The sequence below is a fragment of the Pseudarthrobacter sp. 01T43 genome, assembly GCF_056398665.1.
The window spans coordinates 194,457-211,134 of the sequence record NZ_JBFTPV010000006.1; the positions used below are offsets into that span (position 1 = coordinate 194,457).

The window sequence follows — 16,678 nt, forward strand, 5'->3', positions numbered from 1 at the left end:
GACCGCCATGGAAAAGTTCACCACCCACACCGGCATCGGCGTCCCGCTGCGCCAGAGCAACGTTGACACGGACCAGATCATCCCGGCCGTCTACCTCAAACGGATCACCCGCACCGGTTTTGAGGACGCGCTCTTCTCCGCCTGGCGCAAGGATCCGGCCTTCATCTTGAACCAGGCTCCGTTCAACGCCGGCTCCGTCCTGGTTGCAGGTCCGGACTTCGGCACCGGGTCCTCCCGTGAGCACGCCGTCTGGGCCCTGAAGGACTACGGCTTCAAGACCGTCCTGTCGTCCCGGTTTGCTGACATTTTCCGCGGCAACTCCGGCAAGCAGGGCCTCCTTGCCGCCGAACTCGCCCAGGATGACATCGAGCTGATCTGGAAGGAACTCGAGAACGCCCCGGGTGCCGAAGTCACCGTTGATCTGGTGTCTAAAACGGTCAGCTGCGGCAGCATTGTGGCGCCGTTCGAGATTGACGATTACACCCGCTGGCGGCTTCTCGAAGGCCTGGATGACATCGGCCTCACCCTCCAGCACGAAGAGGACATTACGGCCTACGAAGCCACCCGTCCTGCGTTCAAACCAACCACGCTGCCGGCCCGGCTTTCCTCAGCATCTTCCTAAGCAACGCGGGGTCACTCAACGCCCAATGAAGTCGAATTATCGGGCGCGGAGTGACCCCGCGTTGCTTCTGGCGGGACTGGCGCGACGGCGGAAGGAACGACGCCGCACCGCAGGCTTTGACGCCGCCGTATTTCGGTTCGGTAACGTGACCTCCTATGCTTAGCTGGAGCCTTTGCAAGTGTTTGGGGGCGAGTAATCGTAAGGAAACCGGTATATGAGTAGTGTTCTGACAATCCGTGGCGGAGTCCCGCTGACAGGCCGCGTCAACGTCCGTGGGGCCAAGAATCTTGTTCCCAAAGCGATGGTGGCAGCCTTGCTGGGCAACGAACCGTCGGTGTTGCGGAACGTTCCGGAGATCAAGGACGTCGAGGTTGTCACGTCGCTGCTGCAGCTGCACGGCGTGACGGTCGTCAAGGATCCCGTCAGTGGTGACCTCACGCTGGATCCGAAGGGGGCCAAGACCGCCCCGAGCACCGCGATTGATGCGCACGCCGGGGATTCGAGGATCCCCATCCTGCTCTGCGGACCACTCATCCACGCAATCGGCGAGGCTTTCATCCCTGACCTGGGTGGTTGCAAGATTGGCGATCGGCCCATCGACTACCACCTCAACGTGCTGCGCCAGTTTGGCGCCGTCGTGGAGAAACGTCCGGGCGGCATCCATATTTCCGCGCCCCGGGGCCTGCAAGGAGCCAAGATTTCCCTGCCTTATCCGTCGGTGGGAGCCACGGAGCAGGTACTGCTCAGCGCCACCCGCGCCGAAGGAATCACGGAACTCTCCGGTGCGGCCACGGAACCGGAAATCATCGACCTTATCGCGGTGCTGCAGAAAATGGGCGCCATCATCAGCGTCCAGACGGACCGGACCATCCGCATCGAAGGCGTCAAGGACCTGGGCGGCTACAACCATCGGGCCCTCTCGGACCGCAACGAATCAGCGTCCTGGGCCTCCGCGGCGCTGGTCACCCGCGGCGACATTTTCGTCGAAGGTGCCTCGCAGCGGGACATGATGACGTTCCTGAACACCTACCGCAAGGTGGGCGGCGGCATGGACATCGGCGATGACGGCATCCGCTTCTACCACCGCGGCGGCAAACTCAACCCGCTGGTCCTCGAAACCGATGTGCACCCCGGCTTTATGACCGACTGGCAGCAGCCCTTGGTGGTGGCCCTGACCCAGGCGGAGGGCGTGTCGATTGTGCATGAGACCGTTTATGAAAACAGGTTCGGTTTTACCGACGCCCTCATCCGGATGGGCGCCAACATCCAGGTGCACCGCGAGTGCCTGGGAAGCGTGCCGTGCCGCTTCGGCCAACGGAACTTCCTCCACTCGGCCGTCATCTCCGGGCCCACCCAGCTTAAGGGCACCGACATCGACGTTCCGGACCTGCGCGGCGGCTTCAGCCACCTGATCGCGGCCCTGGCCGCCACCGGCACTTCGCGCGTGACCGGAATCGACATCATCAACCGGGGCTACGAACGGTTTACCGAAAAGCTGGCCGGCCTCGGCGCCGATTTCGACATCACCTCGACCAAGTAGCGTTGGGCACGTGAAGGAAACAGCCAAGAGCCAGGCCACGTTCGTTGTGATCGCCGGCATTGTCCGCACTGTGCTTAACGCCATGATGAACAAGAAGTGGGAGGGCCTGGAAAACCTTCCCGCCGGCGGTTTCATTGCAGCGCCCAACCACTGCACCGAAATTGATCCCCTGATCGTGGGCCACCTGCTGTACAACCAAAAGCGTGCGCCCCACTTCCTCGCCAAGTCCGGTCTGTTCAAGGTCCCGGTCCTGGGCTGGGTCCTGCGGGCCACCCGCCAGATCCCGGTGGAACGCTCGACGGCGGGAGCGAACCGCTCGCTCCAGCTGGCCCAGGAGATCGTGGCGGACGGCGGTGCCATTGTTATCTACCCAGAGGGGACGCTGACCCGTGATCCGGAGCTATGGCCGATGAAGGGCCACACCGGAGCAGCACGCCTCGCGCTCGAAGGCGGAATACCCGTGGTGCCGATCGCACATTGGGGCGCCCATGAGGTCTTCCCGCGTTACGCCAAGAGCTTCCACCTTTTCCCGCGCAAGACCTCGCGTGTAGTCGTGGGGAAGCCCGTGGACCTCAGTGCTTTTGTGGGCGGAGCGCTGGACAAAGCAACCCTTACGGCAGCCACCGAGGTCATCATGGACGCTGTGACGGAATTGCTGGCCGGAATCCGGGGCGAGGTACCTCCCGCCGAGCGCTGGGATCCTGCCAAACACAACCAGGCCACGCATGGCCGCTTCGTTGACCGGAAACGGCCTGACGGCGCAGCGGACGCCACGTGACCGCTGACGGAAGCCGTCCCGGCTCGGCCCGGTCAGTCGCCGTCCTGGGCGCAGGTTCCTGGGGAACCACGTTCGCCAAGATCCTTGCAGACGCTGCCAGCGCGGCAGGCACAGAACGAAGCATCCGGCTATGGGGCAGGCGTAGCGAAGTGGTGGAGCAGGTCAACTCCTCCCACCGTAACGAGCAGTATCTTAAAGACACCGTGCTGCCCGCCAGCATCACGGCGTCCACGGACGTGCGTGCCGTGCTGTCCGGCGCGGACCTGGTGGTCCTGGCGGTGCCTGCGCAGTCGCTGCGCCTCCAGCTCCGCGAATGGAAAGCCCTGGTTGCCCCGGACGCGGTGGTGGTGTCCCTGATGAAGGGCCTGGAACTCGGTACGGATGCCCGCATGAGCGAGGTCATCAGCGACGAACTCGGGATTCCCGACCACCGGATCGCGGTGGTTTCGGGGCCGAACCTCGCCATGGAGATCGCCCGTGAAGAACCTACTGCCTCCGTGGTGGCGTGCACCGATGAGGTGACCGCGGGCTGGATCGCCAGGAGCTGCACCGCGCCCTACTTCCGTCCGTACACCACCGGGGACGTGGTGGGTGTGGAGATTGGTGGCATCGTCAAGAACGTCATCGCGCTGGCTGTCGGCATTTGCGAGGGCAAGCAGATGGGGGACAACACCAAGGCTTCCGTGATTACGAGGGGACTGGCCGAAACGTCACGGCTCGCCCTGGCCCTCGGCGGGGAGGCCCGGACCATGGCCGGACTCGCCGGCCTTGGAGACTTGGTGGCAACCTGTTCCTCGCCGCTCTCGCGCAACCATACTGCCGGCCGGTTGCTGGGCCAGGGCCTCACCCTTGATGAGCTGGCCCTGCAGATGACGCAGACCGCCGAAGGTATTAAGTCAGGCCAGGCCGTGAATGATCTCGCGGGGAAACTGGGTGTGGAAATGCCCATCACCGCCGCCGTTGTAGCCGTCCTGGCCGGCAAACTGTCCGTTGACCAACTGGGTCCGCTATTGCTGGCCCGGGACCTGAAACCCGAAGGCGATTACTGAGATGTCTGACGAAAACCTGGCCGCAACGGAACCCGCGCGCCGGGCGAAACCCCGAGTGGCGGTGCTTTTTGGCGGCCGGTCCAGCGAGCATGCGGTCAGCTGCGTGACGGCTGCCGGTGTGCTGGGCGCCATCAACAAAGATAAATACGAGGTCATCCCCATCGGGATCGCCAAGTCCGGACAATGGGTCCTGGCCGCGGCGGACACTGCCCAGTGGTCTTTGTCCGCTGCGTCGCTGCCGGAAGTACCGTCGTCGTCCGAGACCGTGACTCTTGCTGAAATCGGCGGAGAACACCAGCTGATTGTGGCCTCTCCGGACGCGGTTCCCCGCGAACTCGGCACCGTTGATGTGGTGTTCCCGCTGCTCCACGGTCCGTTCGGGGAGGACGGAACCATCCAAGGGCTGCTGGAACTCTCTGACACAAGGTACGTGGGCGCCGGCGTCCTCGCGTCCGCGGTGGGCATGGACAAGCACTACATGAAGGTCGTTTTCGAGGCTGCCGGCCTGCGGGTGGGACCCTACGTTGCCGTCACGGACCGTCAGTGGCTCAACGACGCCGAGGCTGTCCGCAAGCAGGTGGACCGGCTCGGCTTCCCCGTGTTCGTCAAGCCTGCACGGGCCGGATCCTCCATGGGCATCTCCAAGGTGGATTCACTGGAGGAACTGGATGCCGCCGTCGAGGAAGCCCGCCGCCACGACCGCAAGCTGGTCATCGAGGCCGGCATTGTGGGACGCGAAATCGAGTGTGCCGTCCTGGAGGGGCGCGGGACGTCAGCGCCCCGCACCTCCATGCCGGGTGAGATTTCCGTGGCCGGCGGCGGTCATGACTTCTACGACTTCAACGCCAAATACGTTGAGGACGACGCCGCGTCGCTCAGCTGCCCGGCCGATATCCCCGAGGAAGCGATCGCCAGGGTGCGCGAGCTGGCGGCAGTCGCGTTCGACGCCGTCGGGGCGGAAGGACTGAGCCGTGTTGATTTCTTCTACACCCCTGAGGGCGAGCTGATTATCAACGAGATCAACACCATGCCGGGGTTTACGCCCAAGAGCATGTACCCGCAGATGTGGGCGGCGTCCGGCCTGGACTACGCGGACCTCATTGACGAACTGATCTACCTGGCGCTGAACCGAAAGACCGGCCTGCGTTAACCACCTACTTGGTGGTCGGCAGGTTCTGCAGGTCTTCCTGGCCCACGCAGTTCCCGGTGGCGGGAATCTTTGCGGCGGCACCCGAGAGGTCAGCGAGGACGGTGGCGGAACTGATGGTCTCCTGATCCTTCGTGAGGAGGATCTCGGTGGCCGGTTTGCGGCCGAAAGTCGTCAGCGTCCACGCGGCGTCCGCTTCTTTGATGACCCAATCGACGCCGTTGACGCTCACGCAGCGGTCCGTCGTCGGGCCCGGAACGTTCACGCCGCAGCGGAGGATCACCTGGGAGGGGTCACCCCATGCCGCGGTGGCCTGGCTGTTGGTTTTCCGCAGTTTCGCGTCGCCGATGGCGTCCGGTAGCGCGACCATCATGCGCGCGCACGCCGGGTTTGCCGCGTCGGCGGCAGGGGCCACATCCACGGCGGGGGCGCAGCCTGACAGCACAGCGCCGGCAAGGGCGGCGGTCAGCAGGCTCACGGAAACACGGACAGGGAGGGGCAAACGCGGACGGGGCATCCTTCAAGCCTAATGCCGCCGCGAAGTTGCGCTGCACGCCCGCCGTTGGTGCAGGATGAGCATTGTCGGTGCCGGGCTGTAGCGTAGGGGCGTGCCTGAAAAACCGCTGACCGAAGAAACCCCCACAGTCTCAGCCCTGTCCGAATCCGGACTCCTGGCCCGGATTTTTCCCCGACTGGAGATGGGCGGCGGTGTCCACGGCTCGGCCACACTGCTTGGTCCAGGGGACGACGCCGCGCTGGTTGCCGCGCCGGACGGCCGGACCCTGATTTCCATTGACACCCAGGTGCAGGATCAGGACTTTCGGCTGCAGTGGCCCAATGGCTACCGGACCACCGGCTTCGATGTCGGGTGGAAAGCTGCAGCCCAGAACCTGAGTGACATCAATGCGATGGGCGGCAAGGCCACGTCGCTGGTGGTCAGCCTCACCCTGCCACCGGAGACACCGGTCAGTTGGGTCGAGGACTTGGCCGACGGGCTCGCCGCCGGAATCAGGGAACTTGGGGCCACCGACTGCTCCGTGGCCGGAGGCGACCTGGGCCGCGGAACGGAAATCTCCGTGACCGTGGCGGTGCTGGGAACACTGGAGGGTGGAAATCCTGTGCTGCGCTCCGGGGCCCGCGCCGGCGACGTCCTGGCCCTGGCCGGCACGGTCGGCCGGGCCGCCGCAGGGCTGGCGCTCCTGGAATCCGCCACACCCTTGCACTCCCTCAACGAACCCCAGCGCGCCCTCGTCGAAACCCAGAGCCGGCCGAGGCCTCCCTTGGCAGCGGGCCCGCGGGCGAAGGCAGCCGGCGCTACCGCCATGATGGATATCTCAGACGGGCTGGTGCGCGACGGCGGCCGTCTCGCCGCCTCCAGTGCCGTGGTGCTGGACCTGGACCCGCTGGAACTGAAGCGGCAGGCGGAAGGCCTCAGCCCGGCGTCGGACGTCCTCGCCGTGGACCCGATGGCATGGGTGCTGGGCGGGGGAGAAGACCACGGACTGCTTGCCACATTCCCGGCCAACATTCAGCTTCCGGCCGGATTCACTGCGATAGGCTCAGTACAAGCCCCGGGAACCGACACTGGCCCGGGCGTCACAATTGCGGGCCGCGTCGCTGGCGCCAGGGGATGGGATCACTTTGCAGACTAAGGTTGCCGCGAATGCCCAAGCGATGAAGCGGTGGTTGGACATGGCCGAAACGGCCATCGGCAACCACAGCGACCGCATCAATGCCATCAACATTTTCCCCGTGGCGGACGGCGATACCGGCACCAACCTGTACCTCACCGTCCGGGCAGCTGCCCGCGCCCTGCACAGCGGCACGGCAAGCCCGGACTCAGCCGCACTGTCAGATCCGGGACAGGCGGATGTGGGAGCAGTGCTGGCGCATGCCGGCCGGGCAGCGATGGAGCAGGCACGGGGTAACTCCGGCACTCTTTTCTCCGTGTTTCTCTGCGCCGCCGCAGAGCCGTTGGCAGGGCACGCCCGCTTGACGTCAGCCCTGCTGGCCACGGCGCTGAACCGCGCCCAGATCCGGGCATGGTCCGCGTTAAGCGATCCAGTACCTGGCACCATGCTTTCGGTGATGGAAGCCGCAGCCCGGGCCGCCGCGGCAGTGGATGCCGGCCACAACGGCGACGACAGCAACCTTGCGCTGGGCAAAACCCTGGACGCCGCCGTCAAGGGGGCGCTGCAAGCGGTGGTCAGCACCGAGAGCCAATTGGCCGCGCTGGAAGCCGCACGTGTAGTCGATGCCGGGGGCGTTGGCATGCTGCTCATCCTCGATTGCCTCCGCTCTGCTGTCCTGGGCGAGGGCCTGCAGGGGGAACTCCTCGACGGCCTGCACGGCTATGACGTCCAGGACCCGCACATCCACACCAGCATGCCGGATGACGACGGTGTTGAAGTCATGTGCACCATCAGCCTCTCACCGCTGAATGCCGCCACCCTCCGCCAACGGCTGGACGAGATCGGCGACTCCGTCATCATGAGCCAGGTGGGCAACGCCGCGAATCCGGACGGCAACTACCGCTGGCGTGTGCACGTCCACGTCCCGGACGCCACACCGGCCGTGAGCCTGATCCGCTCCCTGGGACACCCTTCAGAGCTCACCGTCAGCGAACTCGCCGTAGCCCGAGATCCCGAACCGGCTCCAGCGAGCTCCTATGGGCATGAGCGCTGAACTCGGCCAGCGCCTCGAACGGCTGATCGGAAAACGGTCAGCCTCGGCCATTGAGAAACATTTGGGGATCAGCACCGTCGGCGGCCTGCTGAACTACTTCCCCCGCCGCTACCTGAACCGGGGCGAGCTGACGCCCATCGGAGAGCTGCCCGTAGACGAGGAAGTCACCCTCATTGCCCGGGTCCTCTCCAACAGCACTCGCAAGATGCACACGCGCCGCGGGTCCATCACCGACGTCATCATCACCGACGACGCCGCATCCCATGGCCGGCCGCGCCTTGCGTCCGTTGGCCCGGGCAGCGGGCACGGCACCCTCAAGATCACCTTCTTCAGCGGCTATCGGGCACAGGCCGAACTCCTGCCCGGCCGGCGCGTGATGTTCTCCGGCAAGGTGACCAGGTACGGCGCCTCCCTGGGCCTGACCAATCCCGACTTCAACCTCCTGGACGAGGACCCGGACATGCCCGGTATGGACCCGGAAAAACTCGCAGCCATGCCCGTCCCGGTGTACCCGGCTACGGCCAAGCTCACCAGCTGGTCGATTCAGAAAGTGATCGCCACCCTCCTCCAAACAGTCGATCTGGAGGCGCTCCCGGATCCGCTGCCGGACGACGTTGCCCGCCGCGAAAAGTTCCTGCCGGTGGCCGAGGCCTACCGGCTCATCCACAACCCCGAAACACAGGCCGACTGGAAGCGCGCCCAGGACCGTCTCCGGTTCCAKGAAGCCCTGGTCCTGCAGGCCGCACTGGCGCGGCGCCGTGCCCAGCTTGCGGCTGAGGAAGCCACCGCCCGGCGCCCGGCAGCCGATGGGCTGCTGACGGCCTTCGACCGGCAGCTGCCGTTCACCCTCACTGCCGGCCAGTCTGCCGTGGGGAAAACCCTTGCCGCCGAACTCGCGCAGGACAGCCCCATGAACCGGCTCCTGCAGGGGGAGGTCGGCTCAGGCAAGACCATTGTGGCGCTGCGGGCCATGCTGCAGGTGGTGGATGCCGGCGGGCAGGCGGCACTGCTCGCTCCTACCGAAGTCCTGGCGGCGCAGCACTTCGAGTCCATCCGCCGTACCCTGGGTTCCCTCTCCCGCGATCCCATGCTCTCCTCTGACGGGCTTCTCGGCAGCCTCGCCGAAGGTGCCGTGCAGGTCACACTGCTCACCGGCTCCATGCCCGCTGCCGCCCGCAAACGCGCCATGCTCGACGCCGCGTCCGGTGCGGCCGGCATTGTGATCGGCACGCACGCGCTGCTGAGCGACAACGTCGTGTTTTATGACCTCGGCCTGATCGTGGTGGACGAACAGCACCGGTTCGGCGTGGAGCAGCGCGACGTCCTCCGGTCAAAGGCCAATAAACCGCCGCACCTGCTGGTTATGACTGCCACGCCTATTCCCCGGACCGTGGCCATGACGGTCTTCGGCGACCTCGAAACCTCCATCCTGGACGAGCTCCCCGCGGGCCGGGCGCCGATTTCCACCCATGTGGTCGGCCTGGCCGAAAACCCCGGCTGGGCAGGGCGTATCTGGTCGCGTTCGCGCGAAGAAATCGACGCCGGACACCAGGTCTATGTGGTGTGCCCCAGGATCGGAACGGACGACGACGGCGATTTCAGTCCGGGGGAGGCGGAACCTTCCGCTGCTGGACTGGCAGGGGACGGCGGCGAACGCGAGCTCGCGTCGGTGACCGCCGTCGTCGAACAACTGCTCCAGGAGCCGGCCCTGTCCGGCGTGCCGCTGGGACCGATGCACGGCCGCCTGGACACGGCGGTGAAGAATGCCGCGATGGCGGATTTCACGGCCAACCGGACCAAGCTCCTGGTTGCCACCACCGTGATCGAAGTCGGCGTCGACGTCCACAACGCCACGTTGATGGTGATTCTCGACGCCGACCGCTTCGGTATCTCGCAGCTCCACCAGTTGCGTGGGCGGGTTGGCCGCGGTGGCCTCCCCGGAACCTGCTTGCTGGTCACCAGCCTCGAACCCGGGCACCCGAGCCGTCGCCGGCTGGATGCGGTGGCCTCCACCACGGACGGCTTCGAACTCTCCCAGGAGGACCTCAAGCTCCGGCGCGAGGGTGACATCCTGGGCGCGTCGCAGTCAGGCGGCCGTTCCACTCTGAAGCTGTTGCGCGTGCTGGAGCATGAGGACATCATTGCCCGGGCAAGGCAGGACGCCCAGGACGTGGTGGGCGCGGACCCCTCGCTGGCACGGCATCCCCGACTTGCCGAGGCCATCAACGAATACCTGAATCCCGAGAAGGAGGCGTTCCTTGAGCGCGGATAGTAGGCGGGCATGAGCCGCATCATTTCGGGCGCCGCCGGCGGTACGCCGCTGGTCAGCGTCCCGGGGTCCATGACCCGGCCCACCACGGACCGTGTAAAGGAGGCGTTGTTCTCCCGCCTTGACGCTTTCGGGATCATTGCCGGTGCCCGCGTCCTCGACCTCTATGCCGGCTCCGGAGCGCTGGGCGTGGAGAGCAGCAGCAGGGGCGCCGACGCTGTGGACCTGGTGGAATTCGATGCCAAGGCAAGTTCCGTCTGCCAGCGCAACGCCGACCTCATCAACGGCGTGCTGGCCCGCAAGGCCGTCACGGTCCACCGTTCCAAGGTGGAGTCCTTTTTGGAGCGCACATCAGAGGAGGTCCGCTGGGACCTCGTCTTTATGGACCCGCCCTATCCGTTGGACGAGGTTGCCCTGTCGGCGGTTCTGGCCAAGCTCGAGGCGCATCTCGCTCCGGCGGCGGTGGTGGTGGTGGAACGGTCCTCGCGGTCCCCGGAACCAGGCTGGCCGGCCGGCGTTGAACGGTTTGCGGAGCGGAAGTACGGCGAAACCAAGCTTTGGTTCGCGGAACCCTCCGTGCTTCCGCAGGACTGAGATTCAGCCATCGAGCCGGTCCAGGTCCACGCCTGTCAGGACCTTGGCCGGGTGGGGGCCGCGGGCTGTCAGTTCGGCGGTCCAGCCCTCGGGCCACGCTGTCTGAGTGCCGGCAAGGATGATGTTGCCGGGGTAGCGGCCCTCGAACATGCCGGTCTCGGCGAACGCGGCCACATCCGGCATGGCGCGTCGCATGGCTGCTACCTGGCTGCGGACCAGCGTGAGGCCCGGCTCGTCGCCCACGTTGACGATCAGTACGCCGCCCGGGGCGAGGCGTGCGCGGGCATCCTCGTAAAACTCCGTGCAGGCAATGTGCCCCGGGGCTTCGGGCCCGGAGAAGATGTCCAGGATGACGACGTCGAACTGCAGGTCCGGATCCAGCTCCGCCAGAGCGTCGCGGGCATCGCCGATGATGGTGTGCAGGTCGGTTCCGTCGGGCAGGGGGAGCTGCTGCAGGACATAGTCGAGGAGCTCCCGCTCCAGCTCCACCGCGTACTGGACGGAACCGGGTCGGGTCGCCTGGATGTAGCGGGCAAGCGTCAGGGCCCCGGCGCCGAGGTGCAGCGCCGCGATCGGCTGGCCTTCGGGCGCGGCAAGGTCCACCACGTGGCCGATCCGCCGCAGGTATTCGTAAAAGATCTCCTCCGGGTGGCCCAGGTTGACGTGGGACTGTTCGGCCCCTCCGATGCTGAGGACGTAGGCGCCGTCCGTGAAGGCGTCAGGCTCGATGGCGGCATGCTGTCCCGTGGTGCGCAGAAACCTGGTGGACCGTGCACCGCCAGCGTCCGGCATCACAGCTTGCCGCTGAGCGTTGCCAGCCGGTCGGCAGCTTCCTCGAGGACTGCCACCTTCTTGCAGAACGCGAACCTGAGCAGGCTGCGGGTCCGTTCCGCGCCTTGCGGATGGCAGAAGACTGGCACGGGGATGGCGGCCACCCCCACCAAGGCGGGAAGGCGGCGGGCGAGGTCGACGGAGTCGGCAATGCCGAGGGGCGCGGTGTCCACGTTTACGAAGTAGGTGCCCTGCGGGGTGAAGACATCGAAGCCTGCGGCGCGGAGGCCTTCGCTCAGGATGTCCCGCTTCTTCTGCAGCGTGGCGGCAATCCCGTGGTAGAACTCTTCCGGCAGTGCCAGCCCGGTGGCGATGGCTGCCTGGAACGGGGTGCCGGAACTGTAGGTCAGGAACTGTTTGACGGTGCGGACCGCGGACACGAGGTGTTCCGGCCCGGTCAGCCAGCCGATCTTCCAGCCGGTGAAGGAAAAGGTTTTCCCGGCCGAGGAAATGGTGAGGGTCCTTTCGGCGGCACCGGGCAGCGTTGCGACCGGAACATGCCCGGCGCCGAACGTCAGGTGCTCGTACACCTCATCGGTGATGATGAGGCAGTCATGCTTCGCGGCGAGCTCGACGACGCGCTGAAGGACCTGGCGGGGGAATACCGCGCCGGTGGGATTGTGGGGGTTGTTCAGCAGCACCACCCGGGTGCGGTCCGTGAATGCGGCTTCAAGGGCTGCCATGTCCGGGAAGAAGTCAGGGGCAAGCAGCGGGGCGGTGGTGTGGGTGGCACCGGCCAGTCCGATGATGGCGCCGTAGGAGTCGTAGAAGGGCTCGAACGTCAGTACCTCATCGCCGGGTCCGACGAACGCCAGCAGGGCTGCCGCGATGCCCTCGGTGGCTCCTGTGGTGACGATGATCTCCGTCTGCGGGTCCAGGTTCAGGCCATAGAACCGGCCCTGGTGTGCCGCGACGGCCTCACGCAGTTCCGGAATGCCCTTGCCCGGCGCGTATTGGTTGGCCCCCGCCTCGATGGCGGCCACGGCTGCGGCCTTGATGTCAGCCGGCCCGTCCTCGTCCGGAAAGCCCTGCCCCAGGTTGATGGCGCCGGTCTGCGCCGCCAGTGTGGTCATCTCCTCGAAGATGGTGACGCCCAGCTGGCCGGCAGGACCCAGGAGGTTCGCGCCGGCCGCGGTCCGCTGCCACGGGGCAGGTGCTGCGGGCATGGAAAGTTCCCGTGGTGGATGCATGCAGTCATGGTATCCCGGCCTTCCCATGCGGTAGGTTCGGTGCATGAGACGCGCTGTCTGCCCCGGATCCTATGACCCCATCCACAACGGACACCTCGAGGTCATTGCCCGTGCGGCCGGACTCTTTGATGAAGTGATTGTGGCTGTTTCCACCAACTACGCCAAGAAGTACAGGTTCAGCTTGGGTGACCGCATCGACATGGCCCGTGAGACCCTGGCTTCGCTGCAAGGCATAGTGGTGGAGCCTGTGGGGGAGGGCCTCCTGGCTGAGTATTGCCGCCAGCGTGGTGTGTCCGCGATCGTCAAGGGCCTCCGTTCGTCGTCGGATTTCGACTATGAACTTCCCATGGCCACCATGAACCGCCAGCTCAGCGGCGTTGAGACGGTGTTCCTTCCGGCTGAGGCGCACTACCTGCATTTGTCCTCCACGCTCATCAAGGAAGTGGCCAGCCTGGGCGGCAGCGTTTCGGACTATGTACCGCGGTCAGTGCAAAAAAGGCTGCTTTCAGGCGAGTCGGCCCAGGACCCACTGTCAAGAGGGTAGGCTTGTCCGGTACTTCGGCGGCTGTTCGACGCCCGGTTTGAGTCCCTGCGGCTCTTCAGGCTAAGATGGTACGTCGGTCATATGTTCAACAGGAGTTCTCATTAAACGAGATGCTAGTTCGCCCTTGGCGTTCGACGTCAAGGATCTCGGGCGCAGCCCGGGCAGCATGCGGACGCTGAAAGAACATGTACCCGCGCCAAGTGATATTGGCGTGGCACTCATTGGCGTTCAGGAAGGCTCGGATATCGAGCTGGATCTGAGGCTTGAGGCCGTACACGAAGGAATCCTGGTATCAGGAACCGCGGTCGCTGAAGTTACGGGCGAATGTGGTCGATGCCTGGATCCCCTTGCGTATGACCTTGAGGTCAATGTGCAAGAACTTTTCTTCTATGAGGGCGTCTTGCTTTCAGATGAAGAAGACGAAGAAGAGCAACGTCGAGTCGAGCACGATCTAATCGATCTTGAGCCGGTGTTGCGGGACGCAGTTGTAACCATGCTGCCGTTCCAGCCGGTGTGCCGGGAAGACTGCCAGGGCCTTTGCTCCGAATGCGGAGCACGCCTGGAAGACGAGCCGGGGCATCACCACGAGGTTGTAGATCCTCGCTGGGCCGCCCTGGCTGACTTGGCTAAGCCTGACCGGCAAAACTGATTTGTACGTGTTTGTCTAGAGAGAAATGAGTTAGCCGTGGCTGTCCCGAAGCGGAAAATGTCTCGCTCGAATACCCGCGCCCGCCGCTCCCAGTGGAAGGCAACTGCCCCCCACCTGGTGAAGACTGTCGAGAACGGCCAGGTTGTTTACAGCCTGCCGCACCAGGCAAAGGTCGTTACCGACTCGGCTGGCACTGCGCTGTTCCTTGAGTACAAGGGCCGCAAGGTCGCAGACGTCTAATCGGCCCCCAAGGCTGACATGATGTCTTCAACTGAAGAGCTTCTGAAGCGTCTCGGTGTCTCCATTGACGCCGGGACGCTTCGTCTTGCTCTGACACACCGTTCCTACGCCTACGAAAACGGCGGCATCCCCACCAACGAGCGGCTCGAGTTCCTTGGCGACTCCATCCTGGGTTTCTCTGTGACGGATGCGCTGTACCGGGACAACCCCACGCTGCCCGAAGGTGACCTCGCCAAGCGCCGCTCCGCGGTAGTCAGTACGCGCGCCCTGGCGGGCATTGGCCGAAGCCTGGGCATCGGGGACTACATTTACCTGGGACAGGGCGAAAAGCTCACCGAGGGCAAGAACAAGGCCTCCATCCTGGCGGACACCATGGAAGCACTCATCGGTGCCACCTACGTGTCCAACGACATCGAGACTGCACGCCAGCTTGTCATGCGACTGATCGGCCCGCTCCTGAAGGACGCGGCGGCCCTTGGTGCGGGAACGGACTGGAAAACCAGCATCCAGGAGCTCGCCGCCAGCCGGCAGCTCGGCACTATCTTCTACGCAGTCGAGGGAGCCGGACCGGACCATGCCCGAACCTTCAAGGCTGTCCTGAACATCGGCGGCAAGCCCTACGGCAATGGTTCGGGCCACTCCAAGAAGGAAGCCGAGCAGGAAGCTGCCGCGGACGCCTGGCGTGTTCTTTCCGGAACGAGGGAAGCCGCAGCGGGCGGATCAGCCGGGTCCGGTTCAGGCGCCTAGGCCAGACCGTGCCCGAACTGCCTGAAGTTGAAGTGGTCCGCCGCGGGTTGGTGAGCTGGCTCCGCGGCCGGACCATCACGTCAGTGGACGTCCTCGACCCCCGTTCCCTCCGCCGCCATGCAATGGGTCCCGAGGACTTCATTGGCAACCTCCAGGGCACCACGGTTATGGACGTGGTGCGGCGCGGAAAGTTCTTATGGATGCCCCTGCGCGAAGCCCCGGATGCGGGCACTGCCGCTGGCTCCCCGGAATCGGCTGCGCCCGCCGTCGCCCTCATGGCGCACCTTGGCATGAGCGGCCAGCTGCTGATGCAGGATCCGTCCGTGCCGGACGAAAAGCACCTGAAAGTGCGGCTCCGGCTGAGCCCAAGTGAGGGCATGCCGGACCAGCTCCGCTTTGTGGACCAGCGCATCTTTGGCGGGCTGTTCGTGACGGGCCTGATCTCCACGGACGACGGCGGCCCTGGCGGCCTCTCGGAGTCGCCCGTTCCCCTGATTGCGCAGGAGGCAGCGCACATCGCCCGGGATCCCCTGGACCCCGCGTTTTCCTTCGAGCTTTTCTACAGCCGGCTCAAAAAACGCCGGACTGGCCTCAAACGCGCTCTTTTGGATCAGGGGCTGGTCTCGGGCATCGGCAACATTTACGCTGACGAGGCGCTGTGGCGTGCCGGCCTCCATTACGCCCGGCCTACCGACAAACTGCGCCGGGCCGAAGCTGAGCGGGTTCTCAGCAGCGCCCGGGAAGTCATGCTTGACGCCCTCGAAGCCGGCGGGACCAGCTTCGACTCCCTGTACGTCAACGTCAACGGCGCCTCCGGGTACTTCGACCGCTCCCTCAACGCGTACGGCAGGGAGGGGCAGCCCTGCCACCGGTGCGCCGCCGTCGGAATTAACTCCCTGATCCGCCGTGAACAGTTCATGAACCGCTCGTCCTACACCTGTCCCGTTTGCCAGCCGCGCCCGCGGAACGGACGCTGGTAGGCCGAAGCGAAGTGTGCGGATTTTGTGGTTCCGCAATGTGGGTTCCGTTGGCAGACTGAGCCCATGAAAGTCTGGGGTGTTGTTACCGCGGTGGCTGTGGCGGAGCCATGATCACCAAGAAACTGGTTCTCACGGGAGTTGTGGCGGCTGCCTTGCTGGGCGGCGGAGCTGCGGTGCTTGACCAGATGGCCCCGGCAGGCAACGCCCCATCCGTTGCGGGCACAGGCGGATCCGCCGCCGACAGCAGTACTCCGCATCCTTCCGGGCCAGCAACCGGCGGCACCGCCGGGGCTGGAGACGGCAGCGGGACTCCATCCGCCGCGACATCACCCCCTGACGCCGGGGGGACTCCGTCGCCGGCCGCTTCAGATCCGGCCGGACGCCGGGTCTTGGAGGTTCTACCGCCGGCCAGTGCCGCCCCAACCGGGCTGCCGATGCCTTCACCTCCAGCCGCCTTGATCCGAACGCCCTTGCCGGCCTCGGGCTCAGCCCAAGGCAAGGTCGTGGAGGGCTTCCCCGTCAACGTGGTGACTTTCCCCGAGCGGACTGTCCTGGTGTCCACCAGTGTGAGCTCCGTTGATCGGACTCTCCAGATCACCGCCGACGGCATCGTGGAGCTGAGCGTCGCGCAGCTAACGGGTCATTTTCAGCAGTCGCTGCTGGCCCTTGGCTTCCAGTCCGAAGCAGTGACTTCCGGAGATGGCCAGCAGTCCATTCGCCTGTCGCGCGGGACTGACACCGTGACAGTGGCCATTACGACGACCGGGACCGGCAGCGCACGGTTCACACTCCTGGGCACCCTCCATGCGTAAA

General features: G+C 65.4%; 18 protein-coding genes. 15 read left to right on the plus strand and 3 right to left on the minus strand.

Annotated elements, in window-relative coordinates:
* Positions 1-7 precede the first annotated feature (7 nt).
* From leuD to AC1DIM_RS08725, 5 genes are all read left to right on the plus strand, one after another.
* Positions 8-622: a 3-isopropylmalate dehydratase small subunit gene (leuD, locus tag AC1DIM_RS08705; RefSeq protein WP_477710082.1), complete on the plus strand. Its 615-nt coding sequence runs from the start codon at positions 8-10 to the stop codon at positions 620-622.
* Between the two features lie 214 nt (positions 623-836).
* Positions 837-2,162 carry a UDP-N-acetylglucosamine 1-carboxyvinyltransferase gene (murA, locus tag AC1DIM_RS08710; protein ID WP_477710083.1) on the plus strand — a complete coding sequence of 442 codons (1,326 nt, stop codon included), beginning with the start codon at positions 837-839 and terminating at the stop codon, positions 2,160-2,162.
* 10 nt (positions 2,163-2,172) lie between these two features.
* Positions 2,173-2,940 (plus strand): lysophospholipid acyltransferase family protein, encoded by a 768-nt coding sequence (locus AC1DIM_RS08715; protein WP_477710084.1) that lies wholly within the window; start codon positions 2,173-2,175, stop codon positions 2,938-2,940.
* Entirely contained in the window at positions 2,937-3,989 is a 1,053-nt protein-coding gene (locus tag AC1DIM_RS08720) for an NAD(P)H-dependent glycerol-3-phosphate dehydrogenase (protein WP_477710085.1), read from the plus strand. The genes AC1DIM_RS08715 and AC1DIM_RS08720 overlap by 4 nt, the downstream gene beginning before the upstream one ends.
* A gap of 1 nt (position 3,990) precedes the next feature.
* Entirely contained in the window at positions 3,991-5,139 is a 1,149-nt protein-coding gene (locus tag AC1DIM_RS08725) for a D-alanine--D-alanine ligase family protein (protein ID WP_477710086.1), read from the plus strand.
* 4 nt (positions 5,140-5,143) lie between these two features.
* Here AC1DIM_RS08725 and AC1DIM_RS08730 read toward each other — a convergent pair whose 3' ends face one another.
* Positions 5,144-5,653: a DUF3515 family protein gene (locus AC1DIM_RS08730; protein ID WP_477710087.1), complete on the minus strand. Its 510-nt coding sequence runs from the start codon at positions 5,651-5,653 to the stop codon at positions 5,144-5,146.
* A 181-nt stretch (positions 5,654-5,834) separates the two neighbouring features.
* On the opposite strand from AC1DIM_RS08730, the gene thiL reads away from it, so the two are divergent.
* From thiL to rsmD, 4 genes are read left to right on the plus strand one after another with little or no spacing between them, the layout of a single operon-like run.
* Positions 5,835-6,788 (plus strand): thiamine-phosphate kinase, encoded by a 954-nt coding sequence (gene thiL / locus AC1DIM_RS08735; protein ID WP_477710146.1) that lies wholly within the window; start codon positions 5,835-5,837, stop codon positions 6,786-6,788.
* 22 nt (positions 6,789-6,810) lie between these two features.
* Positions 6,811-7,821 carry a DAK2 domain-containing protein gene (locus AC1DIM_RS08740; RefSeq protein ID WP_477710088.1) on the plus strand — a complete coding sequence of 337 codons (1,011 nt, stop codon included), beginning with the start codon at positions 6,811-6,813 and terminating at the stop codon, positions 7,819-7,821.
* The gene (locus AC1DIM_RS08745) at positions 7,811-10,093 is read left to right on the plus strand and encodes an ATP-dependent DNA helicase RecG (protein WP_477710089.1); all 2,283 of its coding nucleotides are present in this window, start codon (positions 7,811-7,813) and stop codon (positions 10,091-10,093) included. The genes AC1DIM_RS08740 and AC1DIM_RS08745 overlap by 11 nt, the downstream gene beginning before the upstream one ends.
* A 9-nt stretch (positions 10,094-10,102) precedes the next feature.
* Positions 10,103-10,684: a 16S rRNA (guanine(966)-N(2))-methyltransferase RsmD gene (gene rsmD / locus AC1DIM_RS08750; protein ID WP_477710090.1), complete on the plus strand. Its 582-nt coding sequence runs from the start codon at positions 10,103-10,105 to the stop codon at positions 10,682-10,684.
* A gap of 3 nt (positions 10,685-10,687) precedes the next feature.
* Here the strand turns inward: rsmD and AC1DIM_RS08755 are convergent, their stop codons facing one another.
* Complete coding sequence (locus AC1DIM_RS08755) at positions 10,688-11,476, minus strand: spermidine synthase (RefSeq protein WP_477710091.1); 789 nt, start codon at positions 11,474-11,476, stop codon at positions 10,688-10,690.
* Positions 11,476-12,705 (minus strand): aminotransferase class I/II-fold pyridoxal phosphate-dependent enzyme, encoded by a 1,230-nt coding sequence (locus tag AC1DIM_RS08760; protein WP_477710092.1) that lies wholly within the window; start codon positions 12,703-12,705, stop codon positions 11,476-11,478. Before AC1DIM_RS08760 ends, AC1DIM_RS08755 begins: the two co-directional genes overlap by 1 nt.
* 43 nt (positions 12,706-12,748) lie before the next feature.
* Between AC1DIM_RS08760 and coaD the strand changes: the two genes are divergently transcribed.
* The 6 genes from coaD (at position 12,749) to AC1DIM_RS08790 (ending at position 16,677) form a co-directional block, all read left to right on the plus strand.
* On the plus strand, positions 12,749-13,249 hold the full coding sequence (gene coaD, locus AC1DIM_RS08765) for a pantetheine-phosphate adenylyltransferase (RefSeq protein ID WP_477710093.1): 501 nt from the start codon (positions 12,749-12,751) through the stop codon (positions 13,247-13,249).
* 124 nt (positions 13,250-13,373) lie between these two features.
* Complete coding sequence (locus AC1DIM_RS08770; RefSeq protein ID WP_477710094.1) at positions 13,374-13,898, plus strand: YceD family protein; 525 nt, start codon at positions 13,374-13,376, stop codon at positions 13,896-13,898.
* Positions 13,899-13,934: 36 nt separating this feature from the next.
* On the plus strand, positions 13,935-14,138 hold the full coding sequence (gene rpmF / locus AC1DIM_RS08775) for a 50S ribosomal protein L32 (protein WP_056738282.1): 204 nt from the start codon (positions 13,935-13,937) through the stop codon (positions 14,136-14,138).
* Positions 14,139-14,159: 21 nt separating this feature from the next.
* Complete coding sequence (gene rnc, locus AC1DIM_RS08780) at positions 14,160-14,885, plus strand: ribonuclease III (RefSeq protein WP_190989857.1); 726 nt, start codon at positions 14,160-14,162, stop codon at positions 14,883-14,885.
* Positions 14,886-14,893: 8 nt separating this feature from the next.
* Positions 14,894-15,865 (plus strand): bifunctional DNA-formamidopyrimidine glycosylase/DNA-(apurinic or apyrimidinic site) lyase, encoded by a 972-nt coding sequence (mutM, locus tag AC1DIM_RS08785; RefSeq protein ID WP_477710095.1) that lies wholly within the window; start codon positions 14,894-14,896, stop codon positions 15,863-15,865.
* Positions 15,866-16,368: 503 nt separating this feature from the next.
* On the plus strand, positions 16,369-16,677 hold the full coding sequence (locus AC1DIM_RS08790; protein ID WP_477710096.1) for a hypothetical protein: 309 nt from the start codon (positions 16,369-16,371) through the stop codon (positions 16,675-16,677).
* Position 16,678 lies beyond the last annotated feature (1 nt).